The following is a 15,880-nucleotide window of genomic DNA, read 5'->3' on the forward strand; positions in this document are numbered from 1 at the left end:
GTTTACTGATTCACTGCCTGGAGCTTGCCAGCAGCCGATCACCGGGACAGATCACTCACTGACGAGTTGAATCTTGTTCCAGTAGGCCCATTCGTTCATCCAGTCATTCGCTCGGTTTTCGATCACCAAACGAATTGCCTTTCCGGCAAACGGTGACAGATCGACATCAACGTCAAGCCATTCATCGTCACCGACAGTCTTTGAACTGACAATTTGATCCGCCAGGACTTTGCCGTCAGCCAACACTCGCAATTGCCAGTCTCCGTGCGGATGGTGACTGACTTTCAGCTTCAGCGTGGTCGTTCGATTCGCGGGGATGTTCAGGTTTTTCTGAATGCGGCAGGGAAGCTTTCGATCCTTGGGATGGGTTTGCATCGCTGGAAGGTTACGAAAGACATCATGCCCCACCACGCCACCTTCACCGACGTGGTTGACGCTGAATCCATCCGCAAAACGCTTGACGACTTTCGGCCAATCCATGCCTCCGGAACTGATCATGCCGCCGGTGGCGAGCCGCCGAGCAACATGCTGCTGCAGGTTTGGCAACTTCCCCTCGACTGCCAGCTTGAGCGACCGCGCGGGATGCGTTGGCACCATCGGTTCGAGTGCAAACCAATACATGCGAGCCAGATTGTGATCTTGCAAGTCGTCACGGTGCTGAACCAAGGCTTCCAAGATTGGCCAGCGCTGGTCAAACGGTAAACGGCCCAGCAAACTTGCCAGGTACAACCGCACCACAGGCGAGGGATCATTGGCGGCCAGCTGTTTGAATCGAGCGAGTAGCGAATCGGGAAGCTGAGTGGTTGCTTGTTCAACGTCTACCAGGAAAAAGGAATCCACCTGAGTCGCTTCGCCCAGCAATTGAATGCTCCACGCACGCACATAGGGATCCTCATGATCGAGCAAATCGATTAAGCCCTGTTGATCAATGGTTTGCGTGACGTGCATTGCCCATAGGGCTCGCAAGCGTTGTGCAGAATCAGCGGCCTGGTCGAACATGGCGATCAGTTTCTGCCGGACCGCATCGGCTTTTAAAGACTTGGTGAAAGCGCGATGCTGCAGCAGCGTGCGTGCTTGACGGACATACCAGTCGTTGGCATGCCACTGCATTTCGACTAATTCTAGGTCCGAGAGCTGCCTCAGGTTTGGCCGCTGAATCGGCTTGCTGCCTTTCGGCATGACGCGATAAATGCGTCCACTGTTTGGAAAGTTAATCGCATTGCCACACACATCGGTGTCGTGCCAATCCAATAAATAGACGCCTCCCTCGGGGCCAATCTCAACGCTGAATCCCACCCAAGCCAAGTCGTTGGTCGGCAAGAAATCATCACCGTGCTTGCCAATGAATCCTGATCCACTGGGCACCATCACATCGGTCAACACAGCATGTTCATGAATGTTGCACATGAACAAACGCCCCTGGTACTCTTTGGGAAACGCATCAGCGAGATAAAACCGTGCTCCTCCATGAGCGGACAAGTGGGTGTGATCTCGAATGGTCTTGATGTCATCGTAGATATAGGGATTGATGTGAGGCCGGCTTTGCTTTGTAAACACTCCCCCCTGCACGATATGAAACAGGTGCGGAATCACACAGCAGGTTGCGAAGCCTTGTCCATGATCATCAAAATCAAAGCCCCAGGGATTGGATAATCCGCGGGCAAAGACCTCGTACTTCTGAGTCACTGGATGGTAGCGCCAAATGCCTCCATCAATATACTGTCGGCGTTCGGCTGATTCACCGGGTTTGCCAACACGTGACTGGGTGAACACGCCATGGCAACCGTACAGCCAGCCATCGGGTCCCCAGATAAAACTGTTCAGTGTTTCGTGCCGATCATTAATGCCCCAGCCGTCCAGCAGCACGACAGGCGGTCCGTCGGGACGATCATCTTGATCGGCATCCGGAATGAAACTGAAGTTCGGTGGTGAACCGACAAACACGCCTCCAAAACCGATCGCGATCCCGGAGGTAAAGGTCAAGTTGTCAGCAAACGTTTTCTTGTTGTCAAAAACGCCATCGCTGTCGGTATCTTCTAAAATCACGATCCGCGTGACCGGATCATCGGTGTGCGCCCGTCGCGTGCGGTAGTTCATGTTTTCGACCACCCAGATGCGGCCACGATCATCAAACGTGAACGCGATCGGCTCGGCGATGTCTGGCTCTGCGGCAAACACAGAAACCTCGAATCCCGAGGGGATCGACATCGCTTTAACAGCTTGTGGGGGACTCAAGAACGGTGCATCACTGGTGCGATGCTGCTTCTTTGGGAGCGTGTTTTGGGCCTCTGCGATGCCGGAACAAGTGACAGCCAGCAAACAGACAGCGACAATGGCGAGCAAACGATGATTCATGGTCAGACTAATGGCAGTGGAGGGGACGGCGTCGTTGCGAGAGGGGTGACAAACAGCGGGGTTCACTTTCCAGCTCATTTGACGGCCTCCACCTGAGAAGTGGTCTGCATGTACTTGACCAAGTTCAAGAGCTCAGCCGGCTTCATTTGATCAAGTTGCCCATCGGGCATCATCGACTTGGGGGACACTTTGCGAAATTCAATCTCATCCTTTGCGATCACGACCCGAGGATTATCAACGGTCTTCAGAATCACCCGTTGGTTGTCTTCTTCAGCGATCACACCGGTCAACACTCGGCCATCAATGGTTTGAACGATCACAGTGCGATAGCCTTCGGGAACATCTCCGCTGGGATCGACACTATTGAGCAGCAAGTAGTCCAGGTTAGCGCGATTGGATCCGGTCAAATCTGGCCCCACCGATCCTCCGTCACCGTACATTTTGTGACAGGCACCGCAAGTCTTCTTAAAAACCATGCGTCCTTTACCCGCGTCGGCTTTGGCCAGCGCGGTCGGTGTGATCATGGACTTGTATTTTTTGATCGTTGCCGCCGTGTCTTGTTTTAGCTCTTGCACTTCACCATAAGCATCCACAAAGGACTTACCGGCGATCTCGCGCATCGAACGAGCCACATAGGTGGGCACATCTTGCGTGTTGATCGTCCCGCTGTTTAGCCCGCGGACCATGGCCGCAGCAAAGTCTTTCCGAGTTGCCAGAGTTTCCACGACGACTCGCTGCGCCGCCAGATCAAGGCTCCGGTACTTTTTCAGCAACTGATCGGCGACATTCTTTGTTGGCAGCACGCTGGTTGCACGGATCGCTGGCAGTTGTAATTCGGGGTCGTCGATCAATTCGATCAGCTTTGCCGACAAGGGCTGATAGCGCTGGGCGGTCAAGGCGGCCAAGGCTTTGCGACGCTCATCAGTTGTCGCGTTTCGATTCAACACGATTCGAAACGCAGTTTCTGTGGCAGCCGAATCACCAAACATCTGTGCTAATCGCTGTGCGGACTGTTTCAACTGCGACTCGTTGCTGGCAGCGAGTTGTTGCTGTAATTGTGCCCATCCGGCTGGCGGTTTCAGGTTGCGTCGCCCTTCCAAGCCCTGCAACATCCCTTCCAGCAAAGCAGCTTGTACGTCTGCATCGGGAGTCTGCTGAACGGCAGCGACGATCAAGTCCAGGGCTTGAGAATCAGTGAGCTTCTGCGACCAAGCCGGTTTACCGTGGCCAATACAGAAACAGGTCAAGACCAGCAACCATGTCGCAGGCTTCACTCTGCCGTTTATCGAGTTCCAAATCATGAGGAGAAAAGCCAGAGGGAGGGAAACCAGGTGGGAAGGAGGCCGGCGGTCAATCAATCGACAACCTGTTCGACGCCGAACAGCTGACAGGGTGACGACAAAGAAACCGCAGTCGATTGGCCATAAAAACAGCCTTTTGGCCGAACGAACACACTGCAGTCTATTGCGCGATTAAACAGCCTGCGTTCTGCGCCAGCACTCCATAGTTTAATCAATTTTTGAAAACGAACAGGTGTTCATCTGCGTCAGCGGTTTGCAAGTTCCGCAATTCGGTCAAAATAGGGTGGTCCAAGTTACGCAGAGGAAACCATGAGCCATTCGACCGACAACCATGCCAGCCCGTCTTTTTCCATTGGCCCCAAGAGTGCAGCGGCCTTTGAGAACGCCAGAAAGCTGATGCCAGGCGGGGTCAACAGCCCCGCGCGAGCATTTGGTGCCGTCGGCGGAACACCGTTGTTCATCGATCGCGGTGAAGGCCCCTATCTCTATGACATTGATGGTCGGCAATTCATCGACTACATCGGGTCATGGGGTCCGATGATCCTGGGACATCAACACCCAGCTGTTGTCGAGGCGATTCAGCGTTCGGTCGCCAAAGGGACCAGTTTCGGCGCCCCAACGGAAGCCGAATCACGCTTAGCAGAGCAAATCATAAACGCGGTTCCCAGCATCGAAAAAGTTCGCTTGGTCAACAGCGGCACCGAAGCGACGATGAGCGCGATTCGCGTCGCTCGCGGGGCGACCGGACGCAACAAGATTATCAAATTCGCTGGCAACTATCACGGGCACGTTGACAGTCTTTTGGTTGCTGCTGGCAGTGCAGCTGCAACCCTGGGCGTGCCAGACTCGCCCGGCGTCACTCCGGGGGCCGGCCAAGACACCATCGTCCTGTGTTACAACGATTGCGAAGGCCTACAAAATGCGTTTGCTGAACAAGGTGACCAGATTGCTGCCGTTATCTTGGAACCTGTCGTGGGCAACATGGGCTGCGTGCCCGCCACCAAGGAATTCATGACCGCACTGCGAGAGCTGACGCTCAAGTCGGGGACTGTCTTAATCTTTGACGAAGTGATGACCGGATTCCGGCTCGCCTATGGCGGCGCTCAGGAACGCTATGGCGTGGTCCCTGACATGACAACGTTAGGCAAGATCGTCGGCGGTGGTATGCCGCTGGGAGCCTATGGCGGACGAGCGGACATCATGGATAACGTTCTGCCGGCAGGCAAGGTGTTCCAAGCGGGGACACTGAGCGGTAATCCAGTTGCCGTGGCCGCCGGTAGCGCGACGCTGAAGGAACTGGAGACCCATCCACCCTACGAGCAACTGGATCAACGTGGCAATCAACTGGCAAAAGGCCTCACTCAAGTGGCCGCCAAACATGGCGTCCCACACCAAGTGCAGCACGTTGGCAGCATGTTGACGCTGTTCTTCAACCCTGACCCCGTTTCGAACTGGGAAGAGGCTGACAAGAGCGATCGCGAGGCGTTTGGACGATACTTCTGGGGACTCATCGAAGAAGGCATTTACCTGCCCTGCAGCCAGTTTGAAGCATTGTTCTTTGGCATTCATCACAGCGAAGAAATGATCGCACAGACCATTGACGCGGCGGATCGCGTGCTGGCCCGCGGATAAGCAAGGCTTCGCTGACGCAGGACCATGGGGCGAACTACGCCTGATGGTTCTGCGGATTGGAAACCGGCAGGCTAGCGGTCGCTCGTGTTCCCTGCCCAGGGATCGACTTAAAGTCTAGCGTGCCGCCAAGTTGTGAGATCACATTGCGAGTCAAATAAAGCCCCAGGCCGATGCCTCGTCCTGGTTCCTTGGTTGTGAAGAATGGATCGCCGATTCGGCGCAAGGTTTCGACGTCCATGCCCTCGCCTTGATCGGTGATGATGAATTCCACGTTGCCTTGATCCAGCCGCGACTCGACACGCACGCGACCGTCTGCACCGCTGGCATCCAAGCCATTGTGGATCAAATTGCGCACCGCTTGGGCAACAGCTTCTTCTGGCATCCACAAGGTTTCATTTTCAACCTCTTCCGAATTGTCGATCACATCGACCCGGTGCGGATCACGAATCCCCTCCAGCGTCGCATCAATCAAATCTCCAACGGTGGTTTCGTACCACTGCTGGGCCATTGAATCCCCGGCCGCACCACGCATCCGCTGCAAGATATGGCGACAAAGATCCAGCTGGTGATCGATCAGTTTCAAATCTTGATCGACGGTCGCTGGCTTGGGAACGCTTTCCAAGTGCCGAGTCAATTCGCGTGCAATGACGTCAATGGTTGAAAGCGGCGTGGCAAGCTCATGAGCCGCACCGGCGGCCAGAGTCGTCAGGGCCTCCAAACGCCGATCCGCCGCCTGAGCCAACTGGCTTTCACGCAACTGCCTTTCACGAGCTCGTAATAGACCACTCGTGCGACTGACAAAGTAAGTCACCACCGAAGCACAGGTCACAAACGCCAACATCAATCCGATCGTTCGCAATCCCAAGTGATTGGGAAAGATCTGTCCTAGATCTTCAACAGGCTGATAGAAGAAAAGAACGACGGTGTAACCGACGGTCGCAACCGCTGCCAATGACCAGGTTGCCGACGGGCGGATCATCACCGCACCCACAGCCAAATTCACAAAATAGAAGAACGAAAAAGGGTTGGCTGCTCCGCCGGAAAAGTACAACATCACCGTCAGCGTGATCAAATCCAAGAGCATCAAGCCCAGCGCGACCAGCTGAACTCGCCAGCCCGCTTCGCGTTGGGAGGCATGAGGCTGAAACTCCAACGCATCAGGCTCAGCCACCGCATCGGATGAATCCAACGAGGCCTGATCGACAGCTTCGGCGCCGTTGACCGATGGCAGCTCTGCCAGCTGATTGCGACGCAACCACCACGCGTAGACCAGATTGGTCAAGGCGGTCACCACCACCAAGCAGGTCAACGCTCCGTAATTCATTTCCAGCCCGATGACCAAGGCCGCAAACGCAATCGTGATCAATTGGCCCGCGGTGGCAAACCAGCGCAGGTGCAACAACCACGTGGACGATCCAATCGGGGCTGCGGGAATGAACGTAAAGAGAGAACGAGGCTTGGCAGATTGCATGGAGGAGCTAACGCCCAAAGATCATGTCGAGCGGTTATTCGATCGCGGTTTCGCCAGCCGAACGATTGTGTTGCTGCCGCAACTGATACATGGTTTGCACAATGGCTTCCGCCTGAAAGCGAATGGCGGTCTTGCCATCATTTGCTTCGATCGCCCCCAGACCCTTGGCCTGCAATTGGTCAATCTCTCGCCAATCAATTGACCAGTTCTTTGCGTTGGCAGCATTGCGCAAATCATCAACGGTACTGCCGAGACGATCGAACAAGGTGCGATCCGGTTTGGAGTGGTAACGGCGATAGGGGCCTTTGCCTCCCATCGGCGGCGTGACCTCGGGTCCGTCCCCGTTTGAACGTGGCTTTTTCTTGCCGCTCATTTGGCTGGCAATCAGTGTCGCCGCCACTACACCACTGACCAGCACAGCGATCATTGCAAAGCCCAGCAGTGACTCTGACTTTTGGACCGCTGCGATCACAGCAATGATAAACGACAAGACAAAGATGCTGGAGGAAGCCACCGCCCCCCACAGCAATCGCGGATCACGTTGTGCGGCACTGGACTTAGGCACATTAGCCGCAGACCCGACGACTTGACCGTTGTTCACGGTGGCAATGATGACCGTCGTGTTGTCAGGCCCACCACGCAGGTTCGCTAAATCGACCAAGACTTCTGAGACCAGATCTTCGCTGAGACAATCCATCAACGTGGCGATTTCTTCGTCTTCGACTTGCCCTGTCAGTCCATCACTGCACAACAAAAAGCGATCCCCGCTGTGCACCGGGAACGGGCCTTCCATGTCGATGTTGACTTTTGCGTTGGGCCCCAAGGAACGGGTGATCACGTTCTTTGGCAATGACTGGCCCAAAGCGCTGCCCGGATGAACATGGCCGCTGGCCTGAACTTCCCAAACCAAGGAATGGTCAAACGTCAATTGTTCTAAGACGCCCTGCCGAAGCCGGTAAACTCTGGAGTCACCGACATGCGCAACCACGCCACCGTTTTCCAACAACAACAAGGAACTCGCAGTGGTTCCCATGCTGTGAAATTCAGGGTTCTGCTGGCCGCGCTGATGAATTTCATGATTGGCGTTGAAAACCGCTCGGTGCAGACTGCTGGCTGGCTGGTCTGCCGATCCACGAAAGTAGTGCATCGGAATCAGTTCGGTTGCCATCTGACTGGCCAGTTCACCAGCGGCATGAGCTCCCATGCCATCGGCGACCACATAGAGATGACCACGCGTCGAGAAACGTTCTTCCGACTGCGCTTCGATCACGCAGTACGAATCCTGATTATTCGTCCGGCGCATACCAACATCGGTGCGAACCGCGTGCGTGACGCCAGGATTCCAGGATTTCGACACCGAAGACTCGTTCTTGTTATAACAAAGGACTGACGCGGGAGTGGTCATCCAAAAAGATAATCGAAAATGCTCGCCAGTGTGACCGGTGTGCCACCACGGAGTGGGTGCTGGGGCAAGATTTTTCAACGATCATGCCCCAATCCACCGATCCTGCCACAAAATCACGTCGCCAGCGACTCGCCAGACCAGTGCTTGACCGCCAGCGACTTGCCACAGGCAACAGCCGGTTGTGCTTGTCGAGCGGCCATTCCTTTCGCGATTTTGCAGCGTGCCGTCCGCAGCGTGCCGCCATCGTCGGGCGACCGCCTCCGCAGCCATTCTAGCGAAAACCAATGGCCCTCGCGTCGATCACGGCGATTCGCTGTTCTGTGGGGCCCAGCGACTCCATCGAGCTGCGACCCCATCGAGCCGTACCAGTTCCCTCGTCCGGAAGGCGCCGCTAGCGATCGGTCTTCCGTGTTAGCGACATCAAACCGCGTTCGTTCCGCAGCGGGAATGAGGCGATTTTTCTTCGCAGGCTGGCCAGTGGATTGTCCTTTGCCAATAGCGCCGCTCGCAGAGCACAGCCCACGGTTTCTTGGCTAATGCCATCGGAGGGTAATCCATCGCTGAAGGTCAACAAGCATTCGTTGTTGCCCAGGTGAAAGGTCGATTCGACACAGTCCACATCGATCGATTGACCGAGCGGACAAGATGATTGACCCACCAGGGGACGGTAGCCGTAGGGCCCAACGATGAGGCTGTTGATGTCGCCGGCGAGTGCGACTTGGCCTTCTCCGGTCTCCGGGGAGACACGCAGGTAAATCATTGAAACCACTTGCTCGGCGCTGGATGATTGCCACAACGTATCATTGATCCGCTGCAGGATTTCGCTCGGCGTGTGCCGATATCCCAAATGAGCAATCATTGCCGACTTCGCTGACGCGGCTACCATCGCCCCAGTGGCGCTGGCTTGCAGAGACTGAGCCATCGCTAACATCAATGTGCCATCCGGAAGCACATCCCAGTGATGCCAGCCAGTTGCCCAGTCGTTGGTTGATTCGATCATCCCATCGACTTTCCACCCCGGTGCCAAATGGCTTCCGGCCGGCAGCCCAGTGTATTGCCATTCAGCGATATCGCGAGTCGCGTCTGCTGAACCTTTAAGAGTCTGTTGAGTGCGATGGTGTGAAGCGGTGGCGAGTTCTAACGCGATCTGTCGCGCCGCCAACTTGCCGATCGTGGCTTCGCGTGATCCCAGCGAGCGAGCCTGTTGACCGAACAGCCACAGAGTGCCAATCGGCAAATCATTCTTCTTGATGGCGACGCAAACGGCCGAAGCAAACTGTTCTGGAGCGTTCCAAGTGTGCCCGGCAGCATCGTGCAAGTTGTCGATCAGCACGACCTCCTGCACCATCGCCTCCAAGTCCGCTCGGCAACCACGCAGCTCACGCGGCTGGGCACCCAAGCGATCCGAAGGCAGTCCAAAAACCGCTCGGGTGTGCAGGTATTGCGTCTCATCATCGAGCATGTAGAGCGCCGCGGCGTCAAAACTGCCGGCGGCCAGCGTGTCACCCAACAAGTCACGAACGTTTTCGCTGGTCGAGTGAACCTTCGACGGAGCAATGGTCCGTACGGCGTGTGCAGCTAATTCAACTTCTTGCTCGCGAACCACATGCTGCAACCGGTCGATCTCATGGGTGAGTGAGGCTGCCTGTTGGGCCAATGATTCAGCGGTCTGACGATCGATGCGTAACGTCGCGTTGGAATCATGATCGCGAGAATCCGCCGCAGGGTGCGCCCCGGACCGAGGCGACGGGGGGGCGTTGATCGAGGCCGACTGAGCACTGGAAACCGGCAACGCAGCTGCTTGCTGGGTCGCGGTGGCCACCGGTTTCAGCTTGGCCGCCCGAGGACGCTTGCGCGGCTGCTGTTCATCAAGTCGCCAGCCGGTGGCGTTTGAAAACGCTTGCCAGAACTGCTCACTTGCAGAGGAAAGGCTAAAGTGCGACGGCGAACTGGCTTCACCGCGATGCACTTTGAGATAGGAGGGTACAGTTTGTGTCACAAATCTTGCCTGCAGTGGTAAGGAATCAGCACAGCATCCAACCGAGAAACTGTGCTTGGGCACTCCTTGCCCACACGGTCAACAGGCTGTTGATTTGGAATGCAATGATCCGCTCGAATGAATCGATGGATCCATCACCGGCGACGCGTGACCACCGAGCCAAACGGGATTCGAATCACCGTCCTGCGCTGGTGCCGATGCGTCTGCAAACGGCATGCTTGTTCCAAAGTGCAAATCGAACGACGGTGCTGCGGACCTTGCTGCCCACAGATCCTTGTGCCCCACCATCCATCGTCGAATTGCGTTCCTCATGCTTGCCGCAAAGGTCTGTCACCTTAACGGCACCCACTTGATCCGATTGCTCGTCTCACCTTGCTGGGCAGGGCATGAGTTTCCGTGTTACGAAAGTCGATCGACAAGCCGCCAACTTTTCCTGAACCGTTTCAACGCCAAAAGCCGTGAAGTTTCCCAAGCCCCCACCATCGATTCGCTGTACTGAATCCAATCGCTAAAGCTTGCCAGACCGGAACAACCGGGACTTTTCGCAATACTACGCATACCCCACCTGCAAAAGGTCGATCCAGTACATCAAGAGGCTGGTGGGTTTAGGAACCTCCCTCAGCGATAGCATTGCGCCGAAATCATTCGCAGGCTATCACGCTAGATAACACTGATAGATTTGCTAAGACGCTGGGGTTGGCTGAACTGACTCAGGTCGAAGCTGCTTCGATACGATCGATGGACTTGAAGATGAACCGCCCTCTGCTCGTTTCAATCGCTTTGCTGAACCGTCCTGTCATGCGCTGCTGTCAATCTGTACGACGCCTCAGAGCGTCTCGGTTTGTCTCTCGATCCATGTTGCCAGCGTTGCTGCTTTGCAACGGCCTGTTGGCGATCCATAGCGATCAGATTCAGGCTCACACACCGGACAAGCAGAACCAGCCGGTGCATCAGCGATATGATGTGATTAGCCCGGTGGGCAATCGCTTACCGGCCGGACATCGACGAAAATACAATCGGCCCAGCTACATCGGTGGAAAGATCGCCTACTGGATTGCCCCCAGCAGCCAAGAAGCGATGAGCTGGCACCGAGCAGTCCACGCCAATGCTTACAAGGATCCCAAGAAACACCAATACATCTATCAGCAGTACTTTTATCCCAAACCTTGGCAGCTGCTTCCCGTTGGCCCGCGGCCGATCACACGGGAATCAGCTGAACGTCAAAAGCAACGGCGGCTGGACGCAGAGAACATTGCACCGGGGCCTTCGATCATGGAACCACCTGCAATTCCGCAACTGCCAGTGGAGAACTCGCCGCAGCAACCAGCAGATCCTGAGCCGCCGGCTGAAACCACCGAGACGCTTGGCAGCATGCTGATCGAATCCGACACCGTTTTCGGCCAGGTTGAAACCCCTGCTACGGATCAGGTGACGCCAACCGACCGCTCACTGCAACATCCCTTGCCCGGCAAATCGTCGGCCACCGCCGCAGTGCAACAAATGGCTCAGGCGCAAGTGATCAACATTAAGTCCAACACCGGGCTAGGCGATGCCGCCCTCATTCGGGCCAACCTGCCTCCACAATCCACCGAACCACAATCCGATGCCTCTCAGTTGCCCGTCAGCGCAGCAATGGTGGACTTGATCACCCCCAGTTGGTTAAGGAAAGAGCGTCAAGTTCATGTCGCGGCCAGCGATCGCCAGGGAAGTGCAAATCGAAATCAAGGGATCGGTCAACACAGCGCAGCAGAACAAGGCTCGACCCAGCCAGTGCGAGTTGTTCGCACTGGAGCCTTGGCTGCTGGCATCAACGGCCAGAAGCAAACCGGCACCATCCGAGCGGCTCACCAAGCTGAGTTGCCCAATGCCGAGCGCCGTTCGCCGGAGATCGCCATTCCGTTTGGACAGTTGCCCACGCCATCGTCCAATCAACCAGCTTCTTTCAATTTCATCCTTCGCGACGATGGCTTCGTGCCCGCCGACGAATTGGAAACGCTATCCAAATAGCTTGCCGCCGAGCGTTGGTAGCTCCCGCGCTGCGGTGTGATCTCTGGCTGTGCTTCTCTTTAGCTGGGTTCTTTTGCTGGCTTGATGAAACCAGCCATTCTCTGGCGTCAACGCGCCAGTTTCACGCTAAAAGGTTTCACGTTTGGGTTGATTGAGTCGATCCAGTCAACCTTCTCGTTATTTTTTGCAAAACCGTCAAAGTCTACCAGGCTTTCCACCGATACCGTCTTCTGGGAAGGGTTCATCACCTCGTGCGTCGTGTGCACAGGCCTGAACCTTGAAGGGGGGCTTCCGATCGAACCGCTACTTGTTGGCGGGTTTGAAATGTCCAAATTCGTTTGGCGTTCAGACTTGTTACAACAGTGGCCCAATGGAAGCCAAGCATGAATCGCTTTCTGTTTAAGTTAGCAACCTATTTACAACTTTCCGTTGCCATCTTCATGTCAACCGGATGCACTCCTGTGCAGCCGTACTTCATGCATGAGAAACCGCAACTGGAGCATTATCTCAATAGTGTCGCGTCGGTTGAATATCCCGACGTGGAAGTTGGCAAATTGCCTGAGACAACCGAGTCGTTAGCACCACTAACGGTCGACAACCACGAATATGTATTCTGGGACATGTCGCTCGAAGAATGTGTGGAGATGGCGCTGACAAACGCTCGTTTTTTGCCGACGACCAGCGGCACCGCTGAATTCCGTCAGGGCATTGCGTCGCAGTTTGTCAGTGGCACGGCGGCTCAGTTTGGCAGCGTCTACGATGTTGCGTTGCAAGAAACAACGACTCAAGGCATTGCGTTGGCCATCGATGGTAATGGCAACCGTTTGTTGCCACGAGGCGTCGTCCGCGCCAACCAAGTCGGTGGTGTCGAGGACGCGTTGGCGGAGTTCGATGCAGTCTTCAGTGGCTTCGTTGATGTTTCCAACATTGATCGTCCGCAAAACACCTCGGCTTTCGATGCCGATCCCAACGACGACAATAATCCTCAGTTCTTGCAAAGCTTTGACACCTCGCAACAATCCGCCATCAGCAAGCGACTGGCGACCGGTGGCGTGGCTTCGATGCGACAGATCTTGCAGTACGGCCGCAACGATAGCGGTAACATCGTCAACCAGATCAGCAATTCCGATTACACCACCGCGATCGAAGCTCAGGTCCAGCACCCATTGTCGCGCAATCGTGGAACGTACATCAACCGCATTCCGGTCTTGTTAGCGAGCACGAACGAAGACATCACCATTACCAACTATGAGGCTCAAGTCCGGAACCTGATTCGCGATGTTGAGAACTCTTACTGGGACTTGTACCTGGCATATCGAGCTGTTTCGACGGCGACCACCGCCCGTGACTTTGCACAGTTGACCGCTGAGGTTTCTGAGTTCAAAGAACAGTTTGGTGAAGACAGCCTGCAAGCGGTCTCACAGGCCCGTGCACAGTACTTTAACTTTCAGCGTCGCCTGATCGGTGCACTCAACGGCAGCAACCTGCCTGGTGAAGATCGTTTCGGTGTGTACGGCCGCGAACGAGCGTTGCGTGAACTGTTAGGGATCACGATCACCGATGGCCGTTTGATCCGCCCCACCCACGAACCCACGCAAGCCCGCGTCGACTTTGACTGGGAACAGTCGGTCGCACAAATGCTGTACCTCAGCCCTGAGCTGCGAGAAAAGAAGTATCAGATCAAACAGGCTCAGCTAGAGCTTGCCTTGGCCAAGAATCAACTCTTGCCTGACGTGAATCTGTCGCTGCTGTATCGCTGGGTCGGTGTTGGATCGCACTTCGGTTCGACCAGTCGCAGCCCTCGCTTCCCATCACCGGAAAGCTCCGCCTTGACGGAACTGACCAGCGGTGACTTTCAGGAAGGCGAAATCCGTTTGGAATTCAACATGCCAGTGGGTGTCCGCCGCGAGAAGGCTCGGATCCGCAACGCACAGTTGACCCTGCGAAGCCGCGAAGACTTCCTGCGTGAATCAGAACGAATGGCTGTCAGTCAACTGAGTGACGCGGTGGCGAAGACCAAGAGCCATTACTCACAATTGCACATGGCTGCCAACGAATGGCAGGCCTCGGAATTGGAAGCCAACACTCGCTTGTACCAGTTCCAAAATCGCCCCGAACGCATTGATCCCAACACCGTCTTGCAGAGTCAACAACGTCTGGCTGAAGCACAGATCAACTACTACCGTGCACTGACCGAATACAACAAGTCACTGAACTACGTTGACTACTTGCGAGGCACACTCCTGGCTCAAAGCGGCATCACTCTTCGTGAAGGACCTTGGAATAGCAAAGCGTATTGCGACGCCTTGGAACGAGCACGTGAGCGTGCAGCTGGCAAGCAGTGGCAATACGGTGTTACACGGCCCGGTGTGATTCGCCGCGGCCCCGTGAAGAACGCCGAGGGAGCGGTACTGATGTACGGCGACGAGATCAACACTCAAAGTGTGCCTGCTAACCTGGGCGAAAGCTTGCTCACTCCCCAAGGCATGGCAATTCCAGAAGTCAACGACAAGTCCCTGCAGACCTTGCCGACTCCCAAAGACTTGATCTCGCCAGAACTGAATCGACCTGCGATGCCAACTTCGGCTGATCAATCTGCGATCGAGCCATCTGCGATCGAGCAGGCAGCCCGTGCCGACATTGCTCAGGCGACGTGGAACGACAATCGCTCACAAGAAGTTCACGTCGCCAACGTGGAATCCCAACCCATCGGCTCTGGACTGCGTCAATCCAGCCCCGCGACCAAGAGTCTGGGCATCGAGCCTGTGCGACGCAAGCCGATCACCGGCCGATCAACAACCAGTGTTCCGCCCGACCATCTCTAACCGGTCCCAATGATGCCACGAGCATCATCAACAATCCATCCGTAGGGCGGAGGAAGTGTGGAGGGGACCGTCACTAGCACGCTAGCGGCGTTTCCCGAACACACCAACGACTAGCTCGAGTTGCGCTGAAAAGCGCCTCGGGCTTTTCGTCGTTTCATACCACTTCGTCGTAAACAATGAAGCCGTCGATCCAAATTCGGAAACGCTGAATCCGCAAGCCTTTGGAAAAGTCGATTTCAATCTGTCCTGGGTGAATCTGACCGTCAGCGGCAGTGAATTCGAATTCCAGACGATTGCGGATCTTCATCCAGCTGATGCACTGAAAGACCACTTGCTGGTCAACCAAGATCCGCTGACGAAACCACCAACCGTTGTAGGTCAATGTGACCGGCACCGGGCCTGTCAATTCAATCTGTCGGAACAGAAAACCGGCCCCAAGCCGAGTGGCAAAATCACCGAAGTGACTGCTCTTGGATTCTGTTTTTGGAATGAATGCGTAAGGGTTCACGATCATTTCCCTCCGGTGCTTCTTGTTCGAACCCATTGACGCATCAAACTGTGCTGAATCACAACTGGAACAAGCTGTGACCTGGCCAGTGACACATTTGTCGCGCCAACCTGCGTCACCGGCAATGTAAGACCGCGAGGCTAAACCAGCTAGTGGGGACAACAGGTCGCGGTCCAGTCAGGGTACAGGACGGTCAACGGACAGACGCCGTCATCCGACGGACAATGCCTCAAACAACAACCACCAATCAGTCCTGATTTTAACCTGCTTGAGGGGCAATGCTCAAAAGATACCCGACATCCGCCAGATCACCCGCCTTTGCTTGGTGAAACGCAACCTAAGATTGCGCGACCGATAGTGAAGCGGTTTGCTTCCCA

General features: G+C 55.5%; 9 protein-coding genes. 3 read left to right on the forward strand and 6 right to left on the reverse strand.

Features of this window, described 5'->3' with window-relative positions:
- Positions 1–51: 51 nt before the first annotated feature.
- Positions 52–2,433: a PVC-type heme-binding CxxCH protein gene (locus tag SV7mr_RS16585; RefSeq protein WP_145274578.1), complete on the reverse strand. Its 2,382-nt coding sequence runs from the start codon at positions 2,431–2,433 to the stop codon at positions 52–54.
- The gene (locus tag SV7mr_RS16590; RefSeq protein WP_145274581.1) at positions 2,430–3,656 is read right to left on the reverse strand and encodes a c-type cytochrome; all 1,227 of its coding nucleotides are present in this window, start codon (positions 3,654–3,656) and stop codon (positions 2,430–2,432) included. The genes SV7mr_RS16585 and SV7mr_RS16590 overlap by 4 nt, the downstream gene beginning before the upstream one ends.
- Before the next feature lie 309 nt (positions 3,657–3,965).
- Here SV7mr_RS16590 and hemL point away from each other — a divergent pair, with 309 nt between their 5' ends.
- A complete protein-coding gene (gene hemL / locus SV7mr_RS16595) occupies positions 3,966–5,288 on the forward strand; it encodes a glutamate-1-semialdehyde 2,1-aminomutase (protein ID WP_145274584.1) in 1,323 nt (440 codons plus the stop codon).
- Between the two features lie 34 nt (positions 5,289–5,322).
- On the opposite strand, the gene SV7mr_RS16600 is transcribed toward hemL, so the two are convergent.
- From SV7mr_RS16600 to SV7mr_RS16610, 3 genes are all read right to left on the reverse strand, one after another.
- Positions 5,323–6,759, reverse strand: coding sequence for an ATP-binding protein (locus tag SV7mr_RS16600; RefSeq protein ID WP_145274587.1), 1,437 nt, complete (start codon positions 6,757–6,759; stop codon positions 5,323–5,325).
- 34 nt (positions 6,760–6,793) lie between these two features.
- A complete protein-coding gene (locus SV7mr_RS16605) occupies positions 6,794–8,116 on the reverse strand; it encodes a PP2C family protein-serine/threonine phosphatase (protein WP_419187494.1) in 1,323 nt (440 codons plus the stop codon).
- A gap of 439 nt (positions 8,117–8,555) precedes the next feature.
- On the reverse strand, positions 8,556–10,163 hold the full coding sequence (locus SV7mr_RS16610) for a PP2C family protein-serine/threonine phosphatase (RefSeq protein ID WP_145274593.1): 1,608 nt from the start codon (positions 10,161–10,163) through the stop codon (positions 8,556–8,558).
- 750 nt (positions 10,164–10,913) lie between these two features.
- Between SV7mr_RS16610 and SV7mr_RS16615 the strand changes: the two genes are divergently transcribed.
- Positions 10,914–12,170, forward strand: coding sequence for a hypothetical protein (locus SV7mr_RS16615; protein ID WP_145274596.1), 1,257 nt, complete (start codon positions 10,914–10,916; stop codon positions 12,168–12,170).
- 383 nt (positions 12,171–12,553) lie between these two features.
- A complete protein-coding gene (locus SV7mr_RS16620) occupies positions 12,554–14,995 on the forward strand; it encodes a TolC family protein (RefSeq protein WP_145274599.1) in 2,442 nt (813 codons plus the stop codon).
- A gap of 154 nt (positions 14,996–15,149) precedes the next feature.
- Here the strand turns inward: SV7mr_RS16620 and SV7mr_RS16625 are convergent, their stop codons facing one another.
- Positions 15,150–15,503: a hypothetical protein gene (locus tag SV7mr_RS16625; RefSeq protein ID WP_145274602.1), complete on the reverse strand. Its 354-nt coding sequence runs from the start codon at positions 15,501–15,503 to the stop codon at positions 15,150–15,152.
- Positions 15,504–15,880 lie beyond the last annotated feature (377 nt).

Source organism: Stieleria bergensis (assembly GCA_007745635.1).
Lineage (GTDB): Bacteria > Planctomycetota > Planctomycetia > Pirellulales > Pirellulaceae > Stieleria > Stieleria bergensis.

Bases quoted from the DNA above. Each gene is read 5' to 3' on its own strand.
- SV7mr_RS16585 (WP_145274578.1), bottom strand. From the start codon at position 2,433: ATGAGCTGGAAAGTGAACCCCGCTGTTTGTCACCCCTCTCGCAACGAC.
- SV7mr_RS16590 (WP_145274581.1), bottom strand. From the start codon at position 3,656: ATGATTTGGAACTCGATAAACGGCAGAGTGAAGCCTGCGACATGGTTG.
- hemL (WP_145274584.1), top strand. From the start codon at position 3,966: ATGAGCCATTCGACCGACAACCATGCCAGCCCGTCTTTTTCCATTGGC.
- SV7mr_RS16600 (WP_145274587.1), bottom strand. From the start codon at position 6,759: ATGCAATCTGCCAAGCCTCGTTCTCTCTTTACGTTCATTCCCGCAGCC.
- SV7mr_RS16615 (WP_145274596.1), top strand. From the start codon at position 10,914: ATGAACCGCCCTCTGCTCGTTTCAATCGCTTTGCTGAACCGTCCTGTC.
- SV7mr_RS16620 (WP_145274599.1), top strand. From the start codon at position 12,554: ATGAATCGCTTTCTGTTTAAGTTAGCAACCTATTTACAACTTTCCGTT.